This window comes from Lysinibacillus sp. KCTC 33748, from assembly GCF_002237755.1.
Lineage (GTDB): Bacteria > Bacillota > Bacilli > Bacillales_A > Planococcaceae > Lysinibacillus.
Genome location: NZ_MWSJ01000004.1, coordinates 197,070 through 221,709, shown reverse-complemented (window position 1 = coordinate 221,709; position 24,640 = coordinate 197,070). Strand labels below are relative to the sequence as shown.

The following is a 24,640-nucleotide window of genomic DNA, read 5'->3' as shown; positions in this document are numbered from 1 at the left end:
ATTTAAACCAACCACTCAAAAGTTGGAAGGTGATGACAATTAAAAACTCTCACAAACACAGTAAACTCGTAAAGAAACGCCCATCTTTCTTTAAAAATATCTTTTCAAAAAAGAAAAAAGATGATTTAGAAAATGATAGGCATAATATCCCTCCTATCAAAGAAAAACGACAACGTTATTACCATTTAATTCGAGGCAAAGTACTTATTATATTTTCTCTCCTCATTATTATAAATGGAACAATGGGTTTATTATCGTATATCAATATTGAAAATCTGCAAGGACAAATGAAGGATTTTACTGAGAAAAATGTTCAAGAACAATTAACTGTTAACCAACTTGCGTATGAAATTGCGAGGCTCACCAATTTAGAACAAGCCTATTTAATTACCGGGAACGGGAACTTCGCTACTTCTTATAAAATGAAAATTGATACCATCGATAAAAAAATGAAGACCTTAGAAAAACAGTTTACAGAAAGAGAGCTAGAGTTAGGTCATATACAGGCGATCAATCAATATTATAAAAATTACCTTGAGTATTCTAGTAAGGTTATGACAATGCGTGATGAACTCGGTCTTGAACAAGCTCGTAAACTTATGATGGATGGTGCTGGAGAATCGATGAAGGCGTATATTGATAAAAATATCGAGTCCATTAATGAGGTTATGGATGCTGCAAATAAAGCGAAACTAGATAAGCTTAACAAGCAAGTTACACTATCTATTACTTCTTTCTTCATCATTTCAATACTTGGACTTATTGTCATTATTATTTTTGGTTATATGTTATTTAAATCATTAAGAAACAATACACAAGCTATTAACGATTCCATTCTCGATATTGCACGGGCTGGCGGAGACTTGACACGACGAGTTAAAGTTCGTAATCATGACGAGTTTTCAACGATTGCCACTTCAACTAATACACTAATTGAATCAATATCTAATTTGATGAAACGTGTCAGTAATCTAGCGGACCATGTTTCAAGTAGTAGCCAAGAGCTAATGTCTTTAGCCGACGAAAACGCCCGTACTATACAAAATATTGCAGATGCTACGGCTGATATCGCATCTGATAGCGAAAACACGATTTCAAGTATGACGAACGCGCAACAAAAAATGAGTGATCTTGAGCATTCTGTGCAACAGTTAAATGAGCAAGCAACTGCTGTTCAGCGTGCATCATTGGCTATGCAGCAAGCTGCTAATGACGGCAGTCGCTCCGTTCAACAATCTTCGTTTGTCATGCAAGCTATAGAAGAAACGATGGCCAGCACGACTACCACTGTTGAAGCGCTTGGTCGAAAATCCGCCGATATCACATCAATTATCGGCACGATTACTGCTATTTCAGAGCAAACAAATTTACTTGCCTTAAATGCTGCGATTGAGGCAGCCCGCGCTGGTGAGCACGGTCGAGGCTTCGCTATAGTCGCTGATGAAGTTCGAAAGCTAGCAGCGCAATCTCAAAATGCTGCAAAAGAAGTAACATCCATTGTAACGTCCATTCAAAATGAAGTAACATCCATCATCTCTCAAAACCACGAGGGTGTATCTTCCGTTATTCGCGGCGTTGAAGTAACGAATGAAACAAATCAATCTTTAGCCAATATTTTGACCCATACTAAAGAAACATCGACAATTATCACGACTATGGTAGAAAAAATTGCATTAACACTTGATTATAGTCATAATGTTGCGAATGATTTTGTACAGGTAAATGCATACGCTGAACAATCAGCTACCAACACCGTCACTTCTGCCGCTGCGGCAACTCAAGGATCTGCATCCATGCAGGAAATTAATGCCGCTGCCACAGAGCTTGCACAACAAGCAGATAGTCTACGAAATCTTGTCAGTGAATTTAAAGTTTAAAGTGACCTAGAATGGTGTCAATTTCACATGAAGCTACTAGCTCCGAAGTTTGTAGATATAGTTCAATAAACGGCATTTTATAATGGGGAAAATCGTACTATGAAAGTAGTGTCCAAAAACAATAGTTTACGATTTGGAGAGGACTATATTGACTAACTTAAATCATTACTTAAAAGAATTAATGGTGTATATTCCTGAAGGAGAAATTTGCCTACGAGATTTTCAAAACGAACAAAAATGGATTAGTTCAAACTATAAATTTGGAATGCCTGGTATAAGAAAAAATTTAAAGGAAGTTATTTGGAATGTTGAGATAAAGCCATTTTATCTTGCCAAATATACTGTGACAGAAGATCTTTATGCGATTATTATGGGGAAGAAATTTTCAATAACAACAATGGATCAAAAACCCATTGTTAATGTGTCATGGATAGATGCCGTGAAATTTTGTAATTCATTGTCCGATGTCCTAGGTTATGACAAGTATTATGATTGTGATCAGAATAGTAAATCCGTTGTATGCAATCATAGTTCTAATGGTTTTCGATTACCAACAGATGCTGAATGGCAATATGCATGTAAAGCAAAATCAAAAGGATATCGGTATGGTGAAATTAATGAAATTGCTTGGTATAAAGATAATTCTAACGAACATGTACACAATGTTGGTGAAAAAGCGCCTAATGACTGGGGTTTGCACGACATGATAGGAAATGTTTGGGAGTGGTGCTGGGACTTATACGATGAAAAGATATTTGGAAATTACCGAATAATTCGAGGAGGAAGTTGGGCTGAAGAAGAACGAGGATGTGGAGCCACTTGTCGCCGTAAAAGTATGCCCGACTTCTTTATTGACGATATCGGATTTAGAATTGCCAGATCAATCATTTAATATTTCTAAGCAATTCTGACTTTTGATAGCTCTTTCCGTCGGTCTGATGTCTCTATATGTTCCCAATAAAAAAACTCCTAGCATGATATATCCCTGCTAGGAGTTGTTGTTATTTAAATAATGAAAGGTATTCTGTATAGCCTTCTTTTTCTAAATCCTCTTTCGGTACAAAGCGGAGTGCTGCGGAGTTAATGCAATAGCGTAAGCCTCCAAGCTCACTTGGGCCATCCGGAAAGACATGTCCTAGATGGGAATCGGCATTTTTACTGCGAACCTCTACGCGACGCATTCCATGAGATGTATCGAAATGCTCCGTTACTTCTTCTTTTTCAACCGGCTTTGCAAATGCAGGCCAGCCGCAACCTGAATCGAATTTATCAAGCGAGCTAAATAATGGTTTCCCTGACACGATATCTACATAAATACCCTCTTCAAAGTGCTTATCAAATTCATTACGGAACGGTGGCTCTGTACCATTTTCCTGCGTTACGTAATATTGCATGTCCGTTAACTGTTGTAAACGTTGTTCTTTATTCATTTTTCAGCCCCCCAGTGTTTCTCCTGAAACGCTTTGCGACCAGATCCTACAGCATAGCGCTCGTAGTGAATTGGATTTTTCTTATAATAATATTGATGATATGTTTCAGCTGGGTAAAACGAACTTGCCGGTAAAATTTTTACTGCGATAGGTTTATCGAATTTACCGGATGCCTGTAAATCAGCTTTAGAACGTTCAGCCAATTCACGTTGCTCATCATTGTGATAAAAAATCGCGGTTGTGTAGGACTCTCCACGATCATAAAATTGGCCTCCAGCGTCTGTTGGATCAATTAATGTCCAAAATGTCTCGAGTAATTGCTCATAAGAATAAAGCTCATCATCAAACTGTATTTGCACCGCTTCTAAATGCCCTGTCGTTTCAGAGCATACTTGTTCATATGTTGGATTGACAACATGTCCACCCGTATAACCGGAAATTACTGATTCAATGCCAAGTGTTTCGTCAAAAGGCTTGACCATACACCAGAAACAACCACCTGCAAATGTTGCGTATTGCTTTGCCATTTATCTCACTCCTTATGCACCAGGAACAATAATTTCTAGTAAAATTTTATCCTTTGGCAAGTCTAATTCTTTTGCTTTGATACGAGATCCTGAAGCAATGTTAACACGCGATAAATCAATATAGATTTCAGCCTTATCTGGATTGACTGTAATCCATGAAGGGAAATCCACCGTATCTCGCATAATTTTCATCGTTGTCTCAGGTGGAATATTTAAAAGCCCAACATTCATTCCTGTCTGTTTTAAAATAATATTCCCTTTCTCATCCACTATCGGATCGAAGTTCATAGAAATATCGATTTCTGTATAGAAAACCTTTAATGTACTTTTCAATTGAATATCTTCACCAATCGTAAAGTCCAACGGTAATGGTGAGCCCGCATCCTTTAAATACTTTTTCGATATAGATTCTAATTCCTTCCTTGTTGTTTGCACAACGAGTACATTTCCTTTTACTTCACTTTCAGCTTTTGTACTTTCCGCTAAATTTACTCCATCTACTGGTCTAGTTGCTAAAAAAACGACGAGGAGGATTGCAAAAAGCAGTGTGCCCGCTAAAGCAAAAAATGCAAATTTCCACTTATTCATTTTGTCACTCCTCGTACCCTATTTCCTTGTTAACAATTTGTTCCATGTTACATTTCTCCATTGCCTTTATTATTCGCTCATTCATTTTGTCATAGCCTTTAGCATTCGGATGGAAGAAATCCGTATGATAAACGAGCTCTTTATTGGAATCAAACAGGTCTTCCACTGATACATAGCACGCATTTTTATCTTTCTTTGCTATGTTTTCAATGACTTTATTCCACTCCGTAATAATCGAATCAAATTCATTTGCTTCATTTGTCACGATGGAGAATGGATTATAAAAACCGATAAGTAATAAAGGTACTGTTGGATTTTTCTCTCGTATGCCTTCAATAATTTTACTATAACGTTTCTTATATGACCGCAATTCTTTATCAAAAGCATCTCGTTTCAAATTAAACAGATCGTTTTTAACGATCTTCATGACATCGTTTCCACCCATTGTAATTGAAATGAGCTGTGCTTTTTGCAACTCTTCATCATAATGCCCTTTTTCCACTAATTTTAATAACTGATCACTACGTCTTCCTCTTTTTCCTCGATTATCGACTTCAACATCAGAAATTGAGGGCCAAGCTATTAATGAATCTGTTAATCTTCCAACGTAACCGTCTTTACTATACTCATCACCAACCCCGGCAGTTAAAGAATCTCCGAGTGCTAAGTAATGTAGTTGCTTCGCTTTATTATCATCAATCTTCCCTAAATCCTCTGGTGATGGCTCAAAAAAATGTTCATAAATTTGCGTCAATACATTCTTTGAGGTCTTCTCCTCATTTTCTGTTTGTTGCTCATCCTGTTTCATATCTTGCTCCGTCCTTGCCTGCTCACCTTCTGGGTCTGCTTGCGGATCCGGTTCATCTATTGATATTGCACAACCACTTAGTACTAAGACGGTCAAACATGACAAAACCATTATTCGCCAAATGCCCATTTGACCACCTTCCATCATTTTCTTCTTCTATTATAGAATAGTTCATAGTGCAATGAAAAGTCACTATACCTAGTTATTGAGTAAAAATGTGCGTATGCACCTTTTTTTCGAATAAAGTACTATGCAATTTTCAACAGCTACATAAAAAAAGCCACTACAATTATTTATGTAGTAGCTCTTATATATTATTCTGCAAAATAAATAAAACCAATGGCACCTGGGCCAGTATGTGTGGAAATGATTGGTGAAGTAAAGGCAACTTCTACTTCATTAAAACCTGTTCCTTCAACTAATTCTTTTAGTGGTCCACCCATCGTTGTTAAACCCTCTGCGTGAGAAATCCCAACTGATTTTACTGTTTTTCCAGCAGTGTCTGCTTGGAATTGTTTAAATAAGTAGTTCACAACCTGTTTATGGCTACGTACTTTCGATACTGGATTGTAAGCGCCACCTTCTAAGTTTGCAATTACTTTTATGTTCAATAAAGAACCGATAAAACCTGTCCCTTTTCCAATTCGTCCACCTTTAATAAGATTTTCAAGTGTATCAACAATAACATACAAATACGTATTTTCGCGCACTTTCTCAAGACGCTCAACAATTTCCTCAACCGTAGCGCCAGCGTCGCGCATTTTAATAGCCTCACGAATTTGAATTGCTAAACCTATAGCAATGAAACGTGAATCGATCACAGTTACATCAGAATCCGTCATTTGTGCTGCCTGACGAGCCGATTCCACTGTTCCACTCATACCACCAGTCATATGAAGAGAAATAATTTGATCTCCGTCTTTACCAAGCTCATCATACAATTCTTTAAATTTCCCCGGTGCAGGCTGTGAGCTTTTCGGTAAATTTTTAGCATTTTTCATTAAGCTTAAAAAAGATTGGGGTTCTAAATCAACACCATCTATATATGTTTTATCGTCAATTTGAATTGTTAAAGGCACAATATGTATACCATGCTGTGCTACTTCTTCTTTTGTTAAATCACAAGTTGAGTCCGTTACTATATGAATTCGTCCCACTTCGACACATCCTTTTACTTCATTAAAATTATTATATAGACTAATGAATCATTATGTAAACATGACATTTGTCATTAGGTTTCACTCGTTTTAGTCCATTTTGAATCCGCTACCTTGGATACTATAGCGCTTTGTTCAGTCCTTGTCTAACAATGTCCTCATGCATTTCGAAATTTATATGACACTTTTGATGTTGAATACATGACAAATGTAAATACCAGGATGAAAATTATTGGGGTATAGTAAGTGTATGCACGAAAGGAGTGTTCGATATGATTGATTCTTTTGACTACAAAACATGGAAGGAAGAATTGTGGAATGCCATTACACATGGCATTGGATTTATCGCAAGTATTCCAGCTCTAGTTGTTCTAATTTTAGCAGCAGTTCAAACCGGAAGTGCGCTCCAAATTACTACGTTCACTATTTTTGGCACTTCTGTGATCATTTTATTTTTAATGTCAACTTTGCTACATAGCATGCCTGAAAAATACAAGCACTTTTTCGCTATTCTTGACCATTCCTCTATATATATTTTAATTGCTGGAACGTATACACCTTTCCTTTTAATCGCAATTGGTGGCACATTAGGTATTACGTTATTATGTATAATTTGGTCCCTTGCGATACTAGGTGTTATTTTTAAATGCTTTTTTATTAATCGATTCGAGAAGCTTTCTTTAATTTTTTACATCGGTATGGGCTGGCTAATTATTTTTGCCGTTAAACCTGTCTATCTTTTCTTAGGCTTTCATGGCTTTGCCTTACTATTAGCAGGTGGGCTTTTCTATACGATTGGCGCTCTCTTTTACGCATGGCGTTCACTTCCCTACAATCATACAATTTGGCATCTTTTTGTGTTAGCTGGTTGTGGCGCGATGTATGCTTGTGTTTATTTTTACTTATAAATAACAAAAATCGCTTCCGTAAAAAAGAAGCGATTTTTGTTATTTATTATTACCTTTTAATTCTTTCGTTAATGCCTTTATTGTCCACTTTGTAATGTTCAGTAAACGGGTCGGCAAATAAATTCCCTCGTTCATCAAAGCTCAAATAAAAATGTGAAATAGCTAATGGTTCCACTTGCCCCCTGCTTGTCTCAATTAAGTTTTTTCCCACAACACCTCTCAAAATTAGCTCGTCGCTTGATTCTTCTTCCGTCGTTTCGATGGCTCTTTCCGTCACTTCGACGACTCTTTCCGTCGCTCCAAGGTTTCTATCCGTCGCTCAATTCATCTTCCGTCACTGCGGTGAACTTATCGAATTTAAAACGCCCCGGTCGGAAGGTAACTAACCCCCACTTCACGTTAATAAGCTAATAATCTTTTATTCAGTAACGACAAAAAGCACGGTCATTCATAACCGTGCTTCCGTAGTACTTATTATCTTTAGTTTTTACGTTCAAAAATCTGATATTGGAATGTGTAGCCCTCTGGTGCAGTTTCTGGTTCCTCTGAGGATACTTCTGTAAAATCCTCATATTTTGGGAAGTATGTATCCCCATTAAACGAATGATTAATTTTTGTAATGTATAGGCGATCTGCGATATCCATGGATAGGCGAAAAATTTGCTCGCCGCCAATAATCATAATTTCTGGAACATCCCCAGCAAGGGCGAGGGCACCCTCTAAGCTTGTCACCACTTCAATCCCGTCCGCATGATAACTTGCGTCACGCGTAATGACAATATTGCGTCGACCAGGAAGCGGTCTACCGATGGATTCAAATGTTTTACGCCCCATAATCATCGGCTTCCCCATCGTTTTATCCTTAAAATATTTTAAATCCCCAGGCAAATGCCATGGCATGCCATTTTCATAACCAATCACATAATTATTATCATGTGCCACAATTAAAGAAATCATATTGTCCCTCCAAATACTATCGTTCATTATATTATAAACATAATTTAACGTTACAATCAGATTATTTCTGCATAGAAATTAAATTATTTTCATTTCCGATATTAAATCCTAGTATTTTTATAAGAATAGTTTATAATAGAGTTATCAAAGTAATTAAAAGGATTGATGAAGATGACGAAGTTAAGAGATGAAGCGATCCGTTATATTAAAGCAAGTGATTCTTCCAAACAATACTATGAACTAACACCACAAGAAGCGAGAGCCATTCGAGCTGTGCCAAAATGGACGTCACCACATAGCCCACAGCTTGCGGCAATTGACAATAGAAACATAACTGTTCGAGATGGAGCACAAATAAATGTGCGCATTTATAAGCCTGTTTTAGACAATAAACTTCCTGTCATCGTTTATTATCATGGAGGCGGTTGGGTATTTGGAAATATAGACTCTACCGATGCAGGCTGTCAGCTACTAGCAGAAAAAGCCCAAGCCATCGTTGTCTCGGTTGATTATCGCCTAGCTCCAGAATACCCATTCCCTACACCGCTCTATGATGCATATGACACTTTAGTGTGGGTTAGCGAAAACATCCAAACTTTTGGTGGAGATGCAACAAATCTGACAGTCGCTGGTGATAGTGCGGGCGGAAACTTAGCAACAGTAGCTGCCTATTTAGCTGCAACATTTAATGGACCAAAGATTAAAGCGCAGGCACTTATTTATCCTGTAGTCAATGTTGATTTTACAACGGCTTCTTACAATGCGTACGGCGAACACTTCGGCTTAGACAAACATGGAATGCAATGGTTTGCGGGGCATTACACAGATGAACAAAACTATATGAATCCACTTGTCTCTCCACTACAGATTGAAGATTTAAGTGTTTTACCGAAAACGATCATTATTGCTGCTGAGGCAGATGTCCTCTACGATGAAGGTCTTGCATACGCGCAAAAGCTTACAGATGCCGGAGTGACTGTTGAACATGTCAATATGACTGGTTTAATCCATAGTTACTTTAGTAAAATGAACTTTTTTGAAGAAGCTACGATTGAAACTACTGAAAAAATTGCTAATTTCGTGAAATAAATTTGTCTATCTGCATAAAATAGTGCGATAATAGAGCAAAACGTTTTTTAAAGGATGACAACATGACACAATCTATTGCTTTACAAATTAACAATCCATTTTCTGTTCAATTAAAAAAAGGCTACCCTCTTATTTCGAAAGATGCAGTTGATGCACGTCATCTTCCAAAAGAGGAAGGTGCTCTACTGAGACTTATGGATAATCATAACCATTTTATTGGTACAGGATACTATGGCATACAAAATAAAGGTGTTGGTTGGGTGCTAACGACCGATGCTAACGAAACAATAGACAAAGCCTTTTTTATGAAAAAATTTAAAAAGGCTATACAAAATCGAGAAGCATTTTTCAACAATCCTCACACAACAGCCTTCCGAGTCTTTAATGGTGAGGGTGATGGCATTGGCGGTTTAACGATTGACTTTTTCGATTCTTACTATATGGTGAGCTGGTATAGCGCCGGCATTTATTCATTTAAAGAAGAAGTATATGAAGCCCTTGCAGAAACAGTAAACTACAAGGCTATTTATGAGAAAAAACGTTTCGATACGAAAGGCCAGTATATGGAACAGGACGATTTTGTCATGGGAACACCCGGCGAATTCCCAATTATCGTATCGGAAAATAATATGAACTACGCTGTTAATTTAAATGATGGCGCCATGACAGGTATTTTCCTTGATCAACGAGAAGTGAGACTTGCCATTCGTGAACGTTATGCAGAAGGTAAACATACGCTTAATACGTTCTCCTATACGGGGGCATTTTCTGTCGCAGCGGCACTTGGAGGAGCAGTAAAAACAACAAGTGTAGATGTTGCAAAACGTAGTTTAGCCAAAACAATTGAGCAGTTTAGCGTGAATAGCATAGACTACGAATCACAGGACATTAAAGTGATGGATGTCTTTAACTATTTTAAATATGCTCAGCGTCACAATTTAAAATTTGACCTTGTAGTTTTAGATCCACCAAGCTTTGCACGTACGAAGGAAAGAACGTTCTCAACTGCGAAAGACTACCCTAAATTACTAGTAGATACAATCGCTATCACGGAGAAAAACGGTATCATCGTTGCCTCAACGAACAATGCAAGCTTTGGGATGAAAAAGTTCAAGAGCTTTATTGACCAAGCATTTAAAGAAACTAAAACAGCCTATAAAATTGTTGAAGAATTTAACTTACCAAAGGATTTCCGTGCCACACGTGAATATCCAGAATTCAATTACTTAAAAGTTGTTTTTATTCAAAAACTTAACTAAATGAAATTAGACAGAATCACGCCCAAATGATTCTGTCTTTTTGTTTTGGAGAAAAAAGATAATCCTTTTTACAATTGTTCAAATTTTACAATTATCTTATAATGTAATTTACAAATTATAGTTCTATCACCACCCAAGGGGTCGCCCAGTCGTAACGAAGATCAACTTATTCACATGACATACGTTTAAACAAATGCGTTCTCAACTTTTGGTGATGAGCTAAACTATAAATTAACGGAGATGATTGAATGGGATATGTTCATGAAAAATTATTGATTACAACAGAAAGGCTCGTTCTTAGATTATTTGAAACAACTGATGCAGAAACGGTTGCAAAGCTCTGCAATAACTATAATATTTACAAAAGCACCATGTACCTACCTTATCCATATAGTTTAGATGATGCATTATCATGGATGGAACATCATTACGATAATTTTACGCAGGATATTTCGTACGAGTTTGCAGTTACAGATAAGGAAACCGGCGAATTATATGGAGCCATTGCATTATCGAATAATAAACGTCTTAAGCAAGGAGAAATCGCCTATTGGATTGGCGAGGAGTATTGGGGAAAAGGCTATGCCACTGAGGCGGCGCAGTCTATTGTACAATTCGCTTTTGAAGAAAAGAGATTGCATAAAGTATTTGCTCGATATTTTTCAACGAACCCCGCTTCAGGAACAGTAATGGACAAGATCGGCATGAAACAAGAAGGAATTTTAAAGGATCACATCATTAAAGACGGAAAATATGAGGATTTGGTATTTTACGGAATTATTAATGAATAGATAAATAGTATTTCAATCATCTATTTCCTTCCTCAAGATGAAAAGGTTTTTCCCTCCCTATAAAAAAGGTGGCCAAAGAAGTATTTCCACTTCTTAAGCCACCAATATTTCTCTTATAGATAGTCCACAAACCAATCTCTAATATATTCTAGTCGATTAATTCGTAATGTTGGTTTTCCGCTTCTTGAAAGTTCATGATTGGCTTCAGGGAAGCGCACAAATTTCGTTTCTTTTTTACGATGTTTTAAGGCGATAAACAATTGCTCTGCTTGTTCAATCGGACAGCGATAATCTTTTTCGCTGTGTAAAATTAAAAGTGGCGTCTCCACATTGTCCACATACTTAAGTGGTGAATGTTGCCATAGCTTCTCTATATCATTTAGTCCCCCCTGAATTTGCCAGTCTGTAAAGTAATAGCCGATATCACTTACGCCATAAAAGCTTATCCAGTTAGATATGGAACGTTGCGTAACAGCTGCTTTAAAGCGATTTGTCTGTCCGACAATCCAGTTTGTCATGAAGCCCCCATAGCTTCCACCTGTAACGCCGAGACGGTTTTGGTCAATAAAATCATATTGCTCCAAGGCATAATCAACAGCAGCCATTAGATCATTATAATCGTTGCCCCCGTAATCACCACGTACTGCATCTACAAATTTTTGACCATAACCATGGCTTCCGCGAGGATTCGTATACAAAACCGCAAAGCCTTGTGCAGCAAGGATTTGGAATTCGTTAAAATAGCAGTTAGCATACATTGCATGCGGACCACCATGGATTTCTAGAATAAGTGGATATTTCTCCCCTTCTTCATATCCAATAGGCTTCATCATCCAGCCGTTAACTTTCCAGCCATCTGCCCCTTCAAATTCAATTGCTTCTGGAACAGATACTGCTCGCGTCTTTAAAAATTCTTCATTAACTGTAGTAAGCTGTTCTTTTTCACCAGTATTTAAATTTACGTAAAATAGATCCCCAGGATTTGTAGTCGTGCCGATCGCGACTACCGCTCTATCATTTTTAGGATCAAGCGAAAAACCATATACATATTGATCATCATGAATAGCTGGATATAATTCTCCCGATAGATTGCCAAAATAAATCGATGTATTTCCTTGATCTGTCAATTGGAAGTAAAAGCTTTTATTATCCTCTAACCATTGAACGCGCGGAGGAACAACACCTTGAAGGAAATCACCAATAGCAAAATCACCGACAGGCGCGTCAAATTCACTCGTTACACATGTCTGATTATCATTGTCCAAATCATAAATCCATAGCTTTGGTTGTGTTGCATTTTCAAATTCTCTTTCACCTCCAACATAAGCTATGAAGCGGCTGTTCGGAGACCATGAAGTTTGGTAGAACACCCCTGACCCATCTGTTAACTTGCGACCATGTTTCGTTTCTAAATCTAATAAGTAAATATCACTTATGAATGAAAAGTCTAGATCCTCTGTTAAGTCCGCAATGTACGAAAGGTATTTTCCATTCGGTGACCATGTACCAAGCTGTAAATTATGTTTCCCTTCCGTCAGTAGCTCTAATTCTCCTGATGCAAGATGAACGATCGCAATTTGATAAAATTGCTCCATATCCATAAATCCAGCACCATCTGATTTATGTTTCATCTTATCTATTACAAGTGGTTTTAGCTCTTTTTCTTCCTTTTGATTGTTCTCAACTTTATCATCAATGTTTTCATCTTTACCAAGCTGTACAGAGAAGGCGATTTTCTCTCCACAAGGAGACCAAGTAGGCGATGTCACACCATTTTTACAATTCGTAACTTGTTTCGCTTCCCCGCCTGCTTTAGAAAGAACAAAAATTTGTGGCTTGCCATTTCTCGATGACACAAACGCGATTTTACTGCCATCCGGAGACCAAACAGGTGAATGCGTTTTATCTTCCCCAAATGTCCATTGTTGCGGTTTTTTATCATTCAAGTTTATGTAAAATAAATTAGATACATAGTCCTTTTTCTTCTCATCAATATGAGTCTGTACATACACCACTTCTGTTCCATCAGGTGATACTTGTGGATCTGCCACTGCTTTTAATTCATATAAATCTTCTGGTTTTATCCCTTGTTTCAATGTCATAACTTCCCTATCCCCTTTGTATGAAAATTTGGTTACTTAGTACAATATTTCGATACACTAAGTATTATTCCTGCTTTTTTGGAGAAATTGTTTTTTATCCTAAAGAGGATTTCGAATATCAACTAATGACTTACTTATAAAAAAACGTAGCTGCTTCGTAATAATTACAAAGAGCTACGGCTATCATTTATTTCAAGAGTGAATCCGGGATTGACGGTTGTGCCCCCATTTGTGTAACGACATAAGCGGCAACTTTCGTGGCAAAATCGATCGAACTTCGAAGCGAATCTCCCCGGCATAGTCCTACTGCCAAAGCGCCATTAAATGCATCTCCGGCACCAGTTGTATCTATTGTGTCAACGCTCAACGCTGGAACCCACCCACTTTCTTCATGATTCATATAAAAAGAGCCTTTTGATCCAAGTGTAACGATCAGCAGACGCAATCAGCCGCTACGAGCCCACATTACGATAATGAGTCAGCTTAAATCTTTCCAATAATCAGCAGAATTTGTTCTGCGATGAAATTTATAAAAAGGTTCATTCGGACGAGCATGTTCCTTATAAAGTTCAATGATTTGCTTTAAAAAGCCTTCAATAAGCTCTACTCCTACCTTTTTCGCAAAGAGTGTCCCGGCTGTTGCATTCGCTCCCATCGGTACTGCTCCTAAATAGACATCAAAGCTATCCTTTTGATAAACAAGCCCAATATCATCATATACCGCATTATAACAGGCGGAGGCACAGCCATTGACGTTTACACGTAACCTTGTAGGGACAGTGATTCCTTCTAATGAATGATATAGCTTTTCTGTAATTGGTGCTGCCTCCATCTTGTCACCATCACAAAAATCACACGCTTTCATCGCTACAATTGGCCCTTGCTTTGCCACGTAAAGGCCAGCATCTTCTAGCTCCTCAATCTTCTTTTCAACTTCTACTGTTGAGATAGATAATAATATGCTGTAAGAGGCAGAGTATTTTATGGCACCAGTTTCCCCTATAACCTTTGCCATTGTTTGGAATTGTGCAGGGGTATAATGTTTATTAATAATGCCTGGGCTTACGGCAAGGCGAGTAAAATCCCCATTATTGTTTAACTTTTCGAAGGTTTTGTCCGGTATATTCGAACGGAATGCATTCATAAATACTTCTCCTTATGAAAAAGGAGCTAGCCAATTGCTAGCCCCCAATTTATTGGATAGCTTAAAAGTTCTCAGGATAGAAGCCTTTCGCCAAAATTTGAATGGCTTCTGCAGCACGTACTCCTTCAGACGCGGCAGAAAGTGGTAGGATCACAAAGCGTTCGTTTTTGACCGCTTCCATTTCCTTCAAGGCTGGATCATTTTTCAAAAAATTTATTTTTGCTTTCGCTGATGTTTCTCCGTAATCTATGACAACTACGACTGCTGGATTACGTTCTACCGCATCTTCTTTGGACACCGTAGTCCAGCCTGATTCTATATCACCAAAAATATTTTTACCGCCGGCCATCGTAACAAGTTCATTCATAATGTTTTGTCCTGCAGTGAAGACTTCTTTATCACCACTATCAAACACTAGAACAGGCAGGTCTTCTCCATCTTGCGGTAATTTTGCACGGATATCCTCTACATCCTTTGTCATTTTTTCTATTAGTGCTTCTCCATGATCTTCAACACGGAAAATTTTTGCGATATTTCGAATATCTGCGAAAATATCGTCTAAAGTTGGTTTCGTCATGATTGAGGCTGTATGTAAATAAGTGTGAATGCCTAATGTTTCAAGCTCTTCTTGTGTACCAACACCTTTCTCTCCAAAGGCGCTTTTCCAACCACCAAATAAAAAATCTACTTCTGCATCAATAACCTGCTCTTTTGTAGGATACTGTTTTGCTAACACAGGCACTTTATCGTAGGCCGCTTGTAGGGGCTCATAAATTTTGTCATCTAAGTACGCCGTCCCTACCATTGAATCTTCTAGCTCTAAAGCCAACATAATTTCTGTCACGTGCTGATTTAAGCTAATCGCTTTTTTGGGGGCTTCCTTATATACTTGCGTCGTTCCATTATTTTCTATCGTTATGTCTGACTTTTCAGCTTGTGAAGGCTCTACCTTCTCAGCTTGTGTAGCAGATTCTTGTTTGTCCTTTTCACTACATGCACCCAATATAGCTACCAATGCGATCGCAAAGACTAGCCATAAGCTTTTCCATTTCTTCATGTCCTCTTCTCCTTTGATGTTAAATATATAGTAAGAAATCGTTTAGACTCCTTTGCTACCTGGTAGCGATTCTAGAAAAGGGCATAAAAAAACCCCCTTGTTTCCAAGAGGTTAGCATAGCAAAAGAAAGGTTTTTCAACCTGTTCACTATCCCCATCCTCGTGGATTCAGTAATAAATAAATATTGGCAGGTATCCTGGCTTAGGTTCATCATCTATACGCCTTCCCATAGCGTGGCTACAGTGGCATCTTGTATAGACTCCCCATTTACAGTTGCGGGACAGCATCGGATTTGCACCGATTTCCCTTTTAAGCAAATAACAAAGGTCATTTACACCAATACGTCGTTTTTATTTTGTTGAATATATTGATTGACAGTAGATTCACAATCATACATATATTAACACTATTGCGACATAAACACTATATGAAATATTTTTTATACCAATTCTGTTACAATGTTGTTAAATGAATGAATAGAAACGAGGATCTTTTTATGCATGTAACAATTGGAGTACTTGCTCACGTGGATGCCGGTAAAACAACATTTTCTGAGCAGTTACTATTTCATACAAACAGTATTCAAGCCCGTGGACGAGTGGATCACCAGGACACATTTCTAGATAATCATGAGCTGGAGCGTCAGCGAGGCATTACAATTTTTGCGGAGCAAGGCCGCATGACGCTTGGAAATGATACATATACGTTAATCGATACACCTGGGCACGTCGATTTTTCTCCAGAGATGGAGCGTGCCATTCGGGTTATGGATTATGCCATCATTATTGTTAGTGCTGTCGAAGGAATACAAGGTCATACTGAAACAGTGTGGCAACTTTTACGCCAATATCACGTTCCAACCTTCTTTTTTATTAACAAAATTGATCGTGAAGGAGCAAATGTTGAAGCCGTAATGGCTGCGCTTCAAAAGGATTGCTCTGCAGATGTTCTATTCGTAGACGAACCGCTCTGTTCCGACTATGTTTCAAACGACATAATGGAGTGGCTTGCCGAACGTGATGAACATCTTCTCGATGCTTTTCTCAATGAAACATTAGATAGCTCTAGCTGCCTTATTCATTTATCTCAGATGATTAAACAGGAAAAGGCCTTTTTGTGCTTTTCTGGCTCTGCCTTAAAAGATAGTGGAATAAAGGAATTCCTAACACAGTTCCCCCTCCTAACAGAGACACAATTTAATAACAATGCTCCGTTTCAAGGTGAGGTGTTTAAAATTCGTCATGATGGACATCAACGCTTAACTTTTATCAAAGCTTTGCAAGGAACGTTACATGTCCGTGATGAACTTTCATTTGGAGACGTGACTGAAAAAGTGACCGAGATTCGACTATACAATGGCAGCCGGTATGAAACTTCTCAAGAGGTAGAGGCTGGGGAGATTTTCGCAGTAAAAGGGATTAGTCAAGCAAACATCGGCGATATCATTGGTTGTTCGAGTAATTCTCAGCCCTTTGAGTTAGTACCAACTTTACAGGCAAAAGTACATTATGAAGGCGCTCAGCATATAAAGGACGTGTTAAAAACTTTCCGTATTCTTGAAGCAGAAGAACCTTCATTACGTGTGCTATGGCATGAAAAATTTCAAGAAATTCATGTACATATTATGGGTGTCATCCAACTCGAGGTTCTTATCGAAGTGCTTCATGATCGATTCTCGCTAGATATTTCATTTAGCGAACCACAGATTTTATATATGGAAACGATCGCCACAACGGTGACAGGTTACGGCCATTTCGAGCCCTTAAAGCATTACGCAGAAGTCCATTTATTGATGGAGCCAAATACTCGCGGCACCGGCAATACATTTATCAATGCATGCCATGCCGATGATTTATCAATTGGACATCAACGACTCATTGAAAAACATTTATTCGAGCGCGATCACCATGGTCTCTTAACCGGTTTTCCAGTTACAGATATTCGCTTCACACTCTTAACAGGACGCGCACATAATAAACATACTGAAGGTGGCGATTTCCGTGAAGCAACATTCCGTGCATTACGACAAGGGCTCGAACAAGCAGAAAATGTATTACTAGAACCGTACTACCGCTTTAAACTTAAAGCTCCTAGTGATTTCATCGGCCGCATGATGACCGACATTCAGCAAGTTGCCGGTACATTTGACACACCAATAATAACTGAACATGATGCGATTGTAACCGGCCGAGCCCCTGTCTCAACATTTATGAGCTACAGTACAACCTTTGCCGCTTACACCAATGGGAAGGGCGTACTTTCCCTACAATTTGATGGCTACGATATGTGTCACAATACAGAAGACATTATTGCACAAATCAACTACGATAAAAACGCCGATCCCGACTATACATCCTCTAGTATTTTTTGTGCAAAAGGCAAAGGCTACTCCGTTCCATGGCACGAGGCACAAGCAGCGATGCATTGTATTGACTAAATTCATAAAAACAGGACATGATTTGTTAGATCAATGTCCTGTTTTCTTATGTTTCGCGGAGAGTTACTATGCTTATGTGGGTTATCTTGCTTCGCGCGGGTATTTGACCTGCTTCCGCGGGTATTCACCTTCCTTCCGCGGGTATTTGACCTGCTTCCGCGGGTATTCGCCTTCCTTCCGCGGGTATTCTTGCCTCACGCGAGAATTTGCCTTCCTTCCGCGGGTATCTATCCTATACTGACAACTCCCTTCTACTACCTTGCCAGGCATATACCTTTCTCCTGAGTGCATTGAGATCCATCCCGCACATTTTTAATTTTCTAAGCTTGTATCGTTTTCTGCCTCTGTTTATAAATAGGATATGAAGATTCCACGACAACATAGCTATGGGAATGTGAGAAATCCATTAAAACTTTGCCAGGGCGACTTTTCAAAATTTGCAAATTATCAATCAGTTCAAGCAATAGTTCATGACCTTTTCCACGTGGGTGCCAGTTTAAACGATTATCATTTAGTTCCTTTACAGCATTTAGAAATTGATGATACTCTCGCTCTACAAAATTGATCAGTTGTTTATTTTTATGAACTACTCGTGATAAATCCTCTAAATATACTTCATAAAAGCGCATCACTATCGAGCACAATAAATCATTGACCCGAGCGGCACTTAGTATTGCCTTTGGGGCTTGGGAAAGTCGCTCTAAATTTGGTTTTGCACGAGTCGAATCGATACGTGTAATTAATTGATAATGTTCACCATTCACATCGTACACAATTGGATTTGTCGGCATATACATCATAAAATCATTTGTTTTTGTTTTAAGCTGATCCGTAATATTCGCTTTTGCAAAAAGGTGGCCATTAAAATTTTCATTTTGAATCCAAATAATATCTTGGTTATATAAAATTTGATCAAACAATCGTTCATTACTAATAAGATTGCTATCTATTAATTGATCGACAAGGGATTCTACAACCATTCTTGTTGTAACTTTCTTGGCAACTTCAGTGCGTGGCTGCTTACAAATTTTCATTTCTACATATTGCGATTCCTGTGCTGTACTTACATGAATATTCGTCATCATTGCATCCTCTTTTCGTACATATTTTTCAAAACGGAAGTCTTCTTTTACATAAAAAAAGGATTTCCTACAACTAGAGGAAATCCTTCATTCTATCTTTTTCATTCATCACATAATGTCAAATTATACCCAACCATAAAAGAATTGCCTTGAAAGCGATTACCTTCTTTTATTTTGGGTGTTTGACGTACGGTGACGAACAGAGCATTCTGTTTTGTCAACATGCCACCTCCTATTCCTCGTAGGGTTATGGTGTGTACTCATAATAGGCAGGTATCCTGACTCATGATCATCGCTACTTTTCCCCTTCCCGTCGTTAAACAGTGGTATACGAAAAGTCGCTCACATTTACAGTTGCGGGACAGTGTCGGAATTGCACCGACTTCCCTTTTAAGTAAATTGCACGCAATTTACACCTATTACTCCACGCTATTCAGTTGTGAGATATTTAAAATACTCCACATTCCTTATAGATTATTAAAATCAATTGTAAAGGCGTGTGGATTAAAAGTCAATTAATGTTAGTTTTAAAGTAACTTTTCACTTTTCTACAAATTTTTACAAATAAAAAAAGAGGGAAGATTCCCCCTCCCTCCAAAACTTTACTAAGGGTCGCTATCCTCCGGGTGATCCTTTTAAATTTTCCTCTTTCAATTTCATACTCAACCTCTCAAGGCATAATAAAAAGCACCTCAATTGAGATGCATCACTAATAATAATAATTCTTATTAAAACTTCATACTACATTCATTTACTTTGGTTTTTATTAAACAACTCATGTTTAAATTTCTAACTACAAACAGCTGCATCAATATACTGTGTATCTATGGCAAAATAAACCCACTGATATCCATCATAATAATAACCCCCTACAGAGTTAGCTCCTAAATTAGTTGGAAAATACCAAAATTCACTTCCATCGGTCATCCAAACATACGTATATTTATAAAGGCAATTTGACATAACGCCCGAATCTATTTGGTAATTAAATCCTTGAGGCTTTTGAGGCGTATATTGAGGTGGTGGTGATGTTGGATATCCACTTCCTGGTACTGGATAGACTCCTCCTCCTGGTACTGGTACTGGTACTGGTATTACTATCGGTATTACTCTTGGGAACCTTCCTGGGAATCTTCCTGGCATTCCTCCTGGGAATCTTCCTGGCATTCCTCCTGGCATTCCTCCTGGGAATCTTCCTGGCATTCCTCCTGGGAATCCTCCTGGCATTCCTCCTGGGAATCTTCCTGGCATTCCTCCTGGCGTTCCTCCTGGCATTCCTCCTGGCATTCTACTTGGCATCATCGGAAATCACCTTCACCAGGTACTTGAGCAAAAGCATTTTGAGTATCTGCAGTCCAATTTGGGTAATAACCAAAATTCACTTCATCATTCTCCTTTATGATTTAATATGCAAATGAAATCAAATACTTTTTAATCAACAATCATTCTCATTATATTAGTCATAATATGTGAAGCACGGGCTTTAATCTCGTATAAGTAAGACAAATATCACAATTCCTTTTAACAACTGTACATATAATAAATTATAGAGAGGAGGTGATACTATGTCTGAATATTACGGAAGTGGAACTGGTTCAGCATTTGCGCTAATCGTAGTTCTATTCATTCTTTTGATTATTGTCGGTGCTACTTTCATGATGAAAGGTTATTAATACTAATTACCACCTATAATGCTCATAACTGTTGTAAGGGAATACTTTTTTAAACCTTACACCTTCAAAACTTTACTAAGGATCGCTATCCTCCGGGTGATCCTTTTAAATTTCATACTCAACCTCCTGAGGTATAATAAAAAGCCACACCTCGTTGATGTGACCTTTATGAATGAAGTCTATTCTATTTCCTTTTTCACTTCTTCAACTTTAGTTTCTTCTTTTTATGCTTCTTTTTTCTTAATGCTTTCTTCTCTCAATATCTTATCATTTCTTTTTCTCTGATTAATAATTGCCTGTTGTTGTCCAGTTAAATGACTTGTTCCATAATCAAATTTCATATCAATACCACCTTTCACATTAATCATAGCGTTAATAGGAAATGATTGTTATTAATATTATTCTGCTATATGTACCACTTATTCGTCTTCATTCCTTGTACGGCTAATGCTCCAGCAATAACTAGATCATCGTGATTCTTTTCAGTATTACCTCGCTTATTACCTAATTGTCCATTTGTCTCTACAAACATTTGCATCTGCTGTAATGTATGGTTACATTCAATATTGATTAAACCTTTCTCAAACGACTCTTTAAAATCACTTATCATGATTGCCTTTGTTTTATCTGTAGTCATGTAACCTAGTTGTAACTTTTTCTTACCACGTTCATCAAAAATCTTTTGCTTATACATATTTTCATATCCACATTCTTTGCGTAACCTTTCGATTACAGATAAGCCGTAACTATTTTTCTCGACAACTAAAAAAGCGTAGTTATACCAACGTCCAAGAACGTCAATTAACTCCGAAAAATCATAAACTGCAATCTTATTTGATTCAAACGTTAATACTTGCTGCCCACCTTCATCAAATCCAACAATAGTAGATGAATCGGCATTTCCCCACTCCCTGATGCAGTATCCACACCAAAGTAATATTTTTTGCCCACTTGTGGCGAATCAAACAATACAATACCCTTACTAGCCCATTGTCGAATGCTCTCAGGTAGCTTCTCACGTACCTCATTCTTAGGAATTGGCTCTTTTGTATAGGATAATCTGTTTAATACTTTAGTTTGATTAAACACTGCATTACCTGTCGAAATTACTCTCTTCTAAACATTACGACATCACCTAGACTTGTGATAGTAACGGTGTTTAATCCGAAAGGCGAAGACTATTCAATCGACTCTGGATTTACCAGGAACTGCTTAAAAACGTTATGACGATCCTATTAGCCTCTACGGTTTTTTTGAGTAATATTCATGCGTCCTGGTGCGAGCGTAAAACCCGATTAGTAATAAAAACCGCAACTCTTTTTAAGAGCACGGTATTAATCGATACACGATTCTGCTAATTCAACCAAATTGGATAACACATTATCCGGATATTTTTCATCTAGTCTTTTAAGACATTCTGCATATTCCTTACTCTGAAATTTAAAGGCCAAATCATCGAAAACCGATGATAACCAACCAATTTCTTCTTCTGTGCAATCGTCTAAAAAACGTATAGTATCGTTCACGTCATTAAATTCTAAAATCAATTGATCCCAATAAATCGTAATGGAAGGATCATTTATATGCAACTTTTTCATTTTTTCAATAATACTTGTTACGTTTTGTCCATTAATCACCTTTATCACCCTCCTTTATGTTAAATATAAACTAATCAAAACATTTTTTACATATAAAAAGGCACAACGTTTGATTAAAAAAACGTCATGCCTTGCGTAAATATTGCGTTATATTCAATTTACTCTGTTTCATGCCCTTGTTGTACTGCTCGTTTAACGTTTGCGTATACACGAGAACTTAACGAACCAATTGCACTCGCGACTTGTAATGCGATTGATACGTCCTGTTGTTGAATTGTACCTTCTTGCCTTATGTATACCTAGGTGAAAAAATATCTATTATTGCACCTATTATTCCAGGCACAAGAAGTACTATTCAAAAAAAGACCGTAAATAAATTAAAGTGTAATGTGTCATAGAAAGCAAACCACTCAATGAAAATTGGTGATTCTGCAATTCTTCCGAATAGAGTGCCATCAATGTCTTTCAAATTAGGTATCCACCCTGTTACTTCAAATGATATAAATAATATCTGTGACAATAAGAATGAACCAATAAGGGCTACCCATGATTTTTTCCAAAATGGAATTGTATTTTTTTGTTCATTTACCAAGTTTATTCCCCTCTAATTGTTATACTTAAAACAGTTTCGTATTTGCCCAGAGAATCTTAATACAACTCCGGCGGTTTTCGTAATTTACTTGCTTGTTCATATGAAAATGCGAGTTTTATTAAAATATCCTCACTAAATGCAGTGCCTGCGAAAGTTATGCCAAATGGTCTGCCATTTTTCATATAGCCTGCAGGGACGGCAATAGACGGATATCCGGCTTTCGCGCTAATTGTCGAGCCTATATATGATGGAAACATTATCGCATCTAAATTATATTTTTTTAATGTATAATCGATTCCTTGTTCTTGAGAAAAATACAAGTCCTCTAGTTTTGCATTTAGATAGTCAGGATCTCTTAACGTGTTCGGTAAATTATCTCTCATTTCCAATTTGTCCTGCCCATATTTCAACGTTTTTTCTTGTGAACATTTATTAAATTGGATTAAATCAGAGAGAGAATGTACTGGCATGTGCGAAGGTAAATTTACAAGGAAATTATTTAAACTATGCTTTAGTTCATGTTGCGGTACTCCCCATTTCCAGTCTCTATGAAAAGAAGGAATATCGATGTCTTCTATAATAACGGCTCCTTGCTCCCTTAAAACATGAATTACGTTATTAAAAAGGGTTTCATCATATTCCTCTGACTCATAATAAGTTGTGGAGGCATTCGTATAAACCCCGATTCTAGCACCCTTTAATCCTGTACCATCTAAAAAGATTGAGTAGTCTTGATGAATCCTTCTTTCACTTTTATATGTAGATACGTCGTCTTTATCTACTCCTGTTAATACGCCCAATAAAATAGCTGCATCTGTAACCGTTCTTGCCATTGGCCCTGCTGTGTCTTGACTGTATGTAAAAGGGATAAGACCTCTACGGCTAATTAACCCAACAGTCGGTTTTATACCAACTACTGAATTTTGAATAGCGGGACTTAAAATCGAGGCGTCCGTTTCAGTTCCAATTGATAAAACAGCAAAATTCGATGCCACTGCTACTGCCGACCCCGAACTGGATCCTCCTACAAAAAGTTCTGGATCACCATAAGGATTAAGTGTTTGTCCACCTCGAGAACTATACCCTGCCCACATTGTACTCGACATACCGTTTGCTAATTCAGTCATGTTTGCTTTCCCTAAAATAACAGCCCCCGCTTCACGGAGTTTTTTCACTAGAAATGCATCCTGCTCAGCTACATAGTTTTCTAATGCTGTTACGCCTGCACTAGTATGCATAAAATCTTTCGTTTCGATATTGTCTTTTAAAACAACCGGAATTCCGTGTAGAGGCCCTCTAGCCCCTTTTGCTTGTCTTTCTTCATCTAATGCCTCAGCAATAAAAATCGCTTCAGGATTAATTTCAAGCATGGAATTAATCCTCTGTCCATCTTGATCATACTTAGCAATCCTGTGTAAATAATACATAGTTAATTCTTTTGATGTGATCTCACCATGTTCCATAGCTATCTGAATATCAATTACTGACAATTCTTCTCTCAGAAAGCTTTTAAACTTTATCTCCATTCAAGTTCCCCACCCTTCATTTCTAAATTATACCAAAT

26 protein-coding genes and 2 riboswitches are annotated in these 24,640 nt (G+C 37.7%); of the genes, 8 read left to right on the top strand and 18 right to left on the bottom strand.

Translation table 11 applies throughout. From position 1 onward, the window contains the following. Window positions 1–32 precede the first annotated feature (32 nt). A complete protein-coding gene (locus tag B1B04_RS08985) occupies window positions 33–1,877 on the top strand; it encodes a methyl-accepting chemotaxis protein (protein WP_079561116.1) in 1,845 nt (614 codons plus the stop codon). Window positions 1,878–2,025: 148 nt separating this feature from the next. Then, the gene (locus B1B04_RS08980) at window positions 2,026–2,769 is read left to right on the top strand and encodes a formylglycine-generating enzyme family protein (RefSeq protein ID WP_427484591.1); all 744 of its coding nucleotides are present in this window, start codon (window positions 2,026–2,028) and stop codon (window positions 2,767–2,769) included. A gap of 109 nt (window positions 2,770–2,878) precedes the next feature. Here the strand turns inward: B1B04_RS08980 and msrB are convergent, their stop codons facing one another. From msrB to B1B04_RS08955, 5 genes are all read right to left on the bottom strand, one after another. After that, window positions 2,879–3,307 carry a peptide-methionine (R)-S-oxide reductase MsrB gene (msrB, locus tag B1B04_RS08975; protein ID WP_079561115.1) on the bottom strand — a complete coding sequence of 143 codons (429 nt, stop codon included), beginning with the start codon at window positions 3,305–3,307 and terminating at the stop codon, window positions 2,879–2,881. Beyond that, a complete protein-coding gene (gene msrA, locus B1B04_RS08970) occupies window positions 3,304–3,834 on the bottom strand; it encodes a peptide-methionine (S)-S-oxide reductase MsrA (RefSeq protein ID WP_079561114.1) in 531 nt (176 codons plus the stop codon). Before msrA ends, msrB begins: the two co-directional genes overlap by 4 nt. 12 nt (window positions 3,835–3,846) lie before the next feature. Continuing rightward, complete coding sequence (locus B1B04_RS08965) at window positions 3,847–4,422, bottom strand: YpmS family protein (RefSeq protein ID WP_079561112.1); 576 nt, start codon at window positions 4,420–4,422, stop codon at window positions 3,847–3,849. A 4-nt stretch (window positions 4,423–4,426) separates the two neighbouring features. Continuing rightward, window positions 4,427–5,359, bottom strand: coding sequence for a GDSL-type esterase/lipase family protein (locus B1B04_RS08960; protein WP_240518250.1), 933 nt, complete (start codon window positions 5,357–5,359; stop codon window positions 4,427–4,429). A 185-nt stretch (window positions 5,360–5,544) separates the two neighbouring features. Continuing rightward, window positions 5,545–6,387, bottom strand: a complete 843-nt coding sequence (locus tag B1B04_RS08955; protein ID WP_079561110.1) for a DegV family protein — start codon at window positions 6,385–6,387, stop codon at window positions 5,545–5,547. A gap of 272 nt (window positions 6,388–6,659) precedes the next feature. On the opposite strand from B1B04_RS08955, the gene trhA reads away from it, so the two are divergent. Further along, window positions 6,660–7,295, top strand: a complete 636-nt coding sequence (gene trhA / locus B1B04_RS08950; protein ID WP_079561109.1) for a PAQR family membrane homeostasis protein TrhA — start codon at window positions 6,660–6,662, stop codon at window positions 7,293–7,295. 49 nt (window positions 7,296–7,344) lie between these two features. Here trhA and B1B04_RS26120 read toward each other — a convergent pair whose 3' ends face one another. Both B1B04_RS26120 and B1B04_RS08940 read right to left on the bottom strand, forming a co-directional pair. Further along, window positions 7,345–7,572, bottom strand: a complete 228-nt coding sequence (locus tag B1B04_RS26120) for a hypothetical protein (protein WP_079561108.1) — start codon at window positions 7,570–7,572, stop codon at window positions 7,345–7,347. Between the two features lie 203 nt (window positions 7,573–7,775). After that, window positions 7,776–8,252, bottom strand: coding sequence for a dihydrofolate reductase (locus tag B1B04_RS08940; protein ID WP_079561107.1), 477 nt, complete (start codon window positions 8,250–8,252; stop codon window positions 7,776–7,778). A 171-nt stretch (window positions 8,253–8,423) separates the two neighbouring features. Between B1B04_RS08940 and B1B04_RS08935 the strand changes: the two genes are divergently transcribed. The 3 genes from B1B04_RS08935 to B1B04_RS08925 all read left to right on the top strand — a co-directional run bounded on the left by B1B04_RS08935 (window position 8,424) and on the right by B1B04_RS08925 (window position 11,391). Beyond that, window positions 8,424–9,341, top strand: a complete 918-nt coding sequence (locus B1B04_RS08935; RefSeq protein WP_079561106.1) for an alpha/beta hydrolase — start codon at window positions 8,424–8,426, stop codon at window positions 9,339–9,341. 62 nt (window positions 9,342–9,403) lie between these two features. Further along, on the top strand, window positions 9,404–10,600 hold the full coding sequence (locus tag B1B04_RS08930; RefSeq protein WP_079561105.1) for a class I SAM-dependent rRNA methyltransferase: 1,197 nt from the start codon (window positions 9,404–9,406) through the stop codon (window positions 10,598–10,600). Between the two features lie 248 nt (window positions 10,601–10,848). After that, window positions 10,849–11,391, top strand: coding sequence for a GNAT family N-acetyltransferase (locus B1B04_RS08925; protein WP_079561103.1), 543 nt, complete (start codon window positions 10,849–10,851; stop codon window positions 11,389–11,391). 113 nt (window positions 11,392–11,504) lie between these two features. Here the strand turns inward: B1B04_RS08925 and B1B04_RS08920 are convergent, their stop codons facing one another. From B1B04_RS08920 to B1B04_RS08905, 4 genes are all read right to left on the bottom strand, one after another. Beyond that, the gene (locus B1B04_RS08920; RefSeq protein WP_079561102.1) at window positions 11,505–13,493 is read right to left on the bottom strand and encodes a S9 family peptidase; all 1,989 of its coding nucleotides are present in this window, start codon (window positions 13,491–13,493) and stop codon (window positions 11,505–11,507) included. A 187-nt stretch (window positions 13,494–13,680) separates the two neighbouring features. Then, window positions 13,681–13,938: a PfkB family carbohydrate kinase gene (locus tag B1B04_RS26655; RefSeq protein ID WP_205756636.1), complete on the bottom strand. Its 258-nt coding sequence runs from the start codon at window positions 13,936–13,938 to the stop codon at window positions 13,681–13,683. 33 nt (window positions 13,939–13,971) lie between these two features. Continuing rightward, window positions 13,972–14,637 carry a precorrin-3B methylase gene (locus B1B04_RS08910; protein ID WP_079561100.1) on the bottom strand — a complete coding sequence of 222 codons (666 nt, stop codon included), beginning with the start codon at window positions 14,635–14,637 and terminating at the stop codon, window positions 13,972–13,974. Between the two features lie 61 nt (window positions 14,638–14,698). Beyond that, the gene (locus tag B1B04_RS08905; protein WP_079561099.1) at window positions 14,699–15,694 is read right to left on the bottom strand and encodes an ABC transporter substrate-binding protein; all 996 of its coding nucleotides are present in this window, start codon (window positions 15,692–15,694) and stop codon (window positions 14,699–14,701) included. Between the two features lie 169 nt (window positions 15,695–15,863). Continuing rightward, window positions 15,864–16,050: riboswitch (cobalamin riboswitch) on the bottom strand. A 140-nt stretch (window positions 16,051–16,190) separates the two neighbouring features. On the opposite strand from B1B04_RS08905, the gene B1B04_RS08900 reads away from it, so the two are divergent. Next, window positions 16,191–18,131, top strand: a complete 1,941-nt coding sequence (locus B1B04_RS08900; RefSeq protein ID WP_079561098.1) for an elongation factor G — start codon at window positions 16,191–16,193, stop codon at window positions 18,129–18,131. Window positions 18,132–18,451: 320 nt separating this feature from the next. Here the strand turns inward: B1B04_RS08900 and B1B04_RS08890 are convergent, their stop codons facing one another. After that, window positions 18,452–19,216 (bottom strand): hypothetical protein, encoded by a 765-nt coding sequence (locus B1B04_RS08890; RefSeq protein WP_240518249.1) that lies wholly within the window; start codon window positions 19,214–19,216, stop codon window positions 18,452–18,454. A gap of 248 nt (window positions 19,217–19,464) precedes the next feature. Beyond that, a riboswitch (cobalamin riboswitch) is annotated at window positions 19,465–19,648 on the bottom strand. Between the two features lie 354 nt (window positions 19,649–20,002). Then, complete coding sequence (locus B1B04_RS08885; RefSeq protein ID WP_079561095.1) at window positions 20,003–20,515, bottom strand: hypothetical protein; 513 nt, start codon at window positions 20,513–20,515, stop codon at window positions 20,003–20,005. 263 nt (window positions 20,516–20,778) lie between these two features. On the opposite strand from B1B04_RS08885, the gene B1B04_RS08880 reads away from it, so the two are divergent. Next, entirely contained in the window at window positions 20,779–20,886 is a 108-nt protein-coding gene (locus B1B04_RS08880) for a YjcZ family sporulation protein (protein ID WP_079561094.1), read from the top strand. A 406-nt stretch (window positions 20,887–21,292) separates the two neighbouring features. On the opposite strand, the gene B1B04_RS25600 is transcribed toward B1B04_RS08880, so the two are convergent. The 5 genes from B1B04_RS25600 to B1B04_RS08855 all read right to left on the bottom strand — a co-directional run bounded on the left by B1B04_RS25600 (window position 21,293) and on the right by B1B04_RS08855 (window position 24,602). After that, window positions 21,293–21,715, bottom strand: a complete 423-nt coding sequence (locus B1B04_RS25600) for a phage terminase large subunit family protein (RefSeq protein ID WP_346426987.1) — start codon at window positions 21,713–21,715, stop codon at window positions 21,293–21,295. A 17-nt stretch (window positions 21,716–21,732) separates the two neighbouring features. After that, complete coding sequence (locus B1B04_RS26115; RefSeq protein ID WP_079561092.1) at window positions 21,733–21,975, bottom strand: hypothetical protein; 243 nt, start codon at window positions 21,973–21,975, stop codon at window positions 21,733–21,735. Between the two features lie 245 nt (window positions 21,976–22,220). Beyond that, window positions 22,221–22,523, bottom strand: a complete 303-nt coding sequence (locus B1B04_RS08865; protein WP_079561091.1) for a hypothetical protein — start codon at window positions 22,521–22,523, stop codon at window positions 22,221–22,223. A gap of 316 nt (window positions 22,524–22,839) precedes the next feature. Beyond that, window positions 22,840–23,076, bottom strand: coding sequence for a YfzA family protein (locus B1B04_RS08860; protein WP_079561090.1), 237 nt, complete (start codon window positions 23,074–23,076; stop codon window positions 22,840–22,842). A gap of 56 nt (window positions 23,077–23,132) precedes the next feature. After that, window positions 23,133–24,602 carry an amidase family protein gene (locus B1B04_RS08855; protein WP_079561089.1) on the bottom strand — a complete coding sequence of 490 codons (1,470 nt, stop codon included), beginning with the start codon at window positions 24,600–24,602 and terminating at the stop codon, window positions 23,133–23,135. Window positions 24,603–24,640 lie beyond the last annotated feature (38 nt).

Coding starts and splice junctions, on each gene's coding strand:
- msrB (WP_079561115.1), bottom strand. CDS start 3,307: ATGAATAAAGAACAACGTTTACAACAGTTAACGGACATGCAATATTAC.
- B1B04_RS08905 (WP_079561099.1), bottom strand. CDS start 15,694: ATGAAGAAATGGAAAAGCTTATGGCTAGTCTTTGCGATCGCATTGGTA.
- B1B04_RS08940 (WP_079561107.1), bottom strand. CDS start 8,252: ATGATTTCTTTAATTGTGGCACATGATAATAATTATGTGATTGGTTAT.
- B1B04_RS08930 (WP_079561105.1), top strand. CDS start 9,404: ATGACACAATCTATTGCTTTACAAATTAACAATCCATTTTCTGTTCAA.
- B1B04_RS08910 (WP_079561100.1), bottom strand. CDS start 14,637: ATGAATGCATTCCGTTCGAATATACCGGACAAAACCTTCGAAAAGTTA.
- B1B04_RS08885 (WP_079561095.1), bottom strand. CDS start 20,515: ATGATGCCAAGTAGAATGCCAGGAGGAATGCCAGGAGGAACGCCAGGA.
- B1B04_RS08855 (WP_079561089.1), bottom strand. CDS start 24,602: ATGGAGATAAAGTTTAAAAGCTTTCTGAGAGAAGAATTGTCAGTAATT.
- B1B04_RS08985 (WP_079561116.1), top strand. CDS start 33: ATGACAATTAAAAACTCTCACAAACACAGTAAACTCGTAAAGAAACGC.
- B1B04_RS08880 (WP_079561094.1), top strand. CDS start 20,779: ATGTCTGAATATTACGGAAGTGGAACTGGTTCAGCATTTGCGCTAATC.
- B1B04_RS08920 (WP_079561102.1), bottom strand. CDS start 13,493: ATGACATTGAAACAAGGGATAAAACCAGAAGATTTATATGAATTAAAA.
- B1B04_RS08925 (WP_079561103.1), top strand. CDS start 10,849: ATGGGATATGTTCATGAAAAATTATTGATTACAACAGAAAGGCTCGTT.
- msrA (WP_079561114.1), bottom strand. CDS start 3,834: ATGGCAAAGCAATACGCAACATTTGCAGGTGGTTGTTTCTGGTGTATG.
- trhA (WP_079561109.1), top strand. CDS start 6,660: ATGATTGATTCTTTTGACTACAAAACATGGAAGGAAGAATTGTGGAAT.
- B1B04_RS08935 (WP_079561106.1), top strand. CDS start 8,424: ATGACGAAGTTAAGAGATGAAGCGATCCGTTATATTAAAGCAAGTGAT.
- B1B04_RS08960 (WP_240518250.1), bottom strand. CDS start 5,359: ATGGGCATTTGGCGAATAATGGTTTTGTCATGTTTGACCGTCTTAGTA.
- B1B04_RS08900 (WP_079561098.1), top strand. CDS start 16,191: ATGCATGTAACAATTGGAGTACTTGCTCACGTGGATGCCGGTAAAACA.
- B1B04_RS08890 (WP_240518249.1), bottom strand. CDS start 19,216: ATGATGACGAATATTCATGTAAGTACAGCACAGGAATCGCAATATGTA.
- B1B04_RS08965 (WP_079561112.1), bottom strand. CDS start 4,422: ATGAATAAGTGGAAATTTGCATTTTTTGCTTTAGCGGGCACACTGCTT.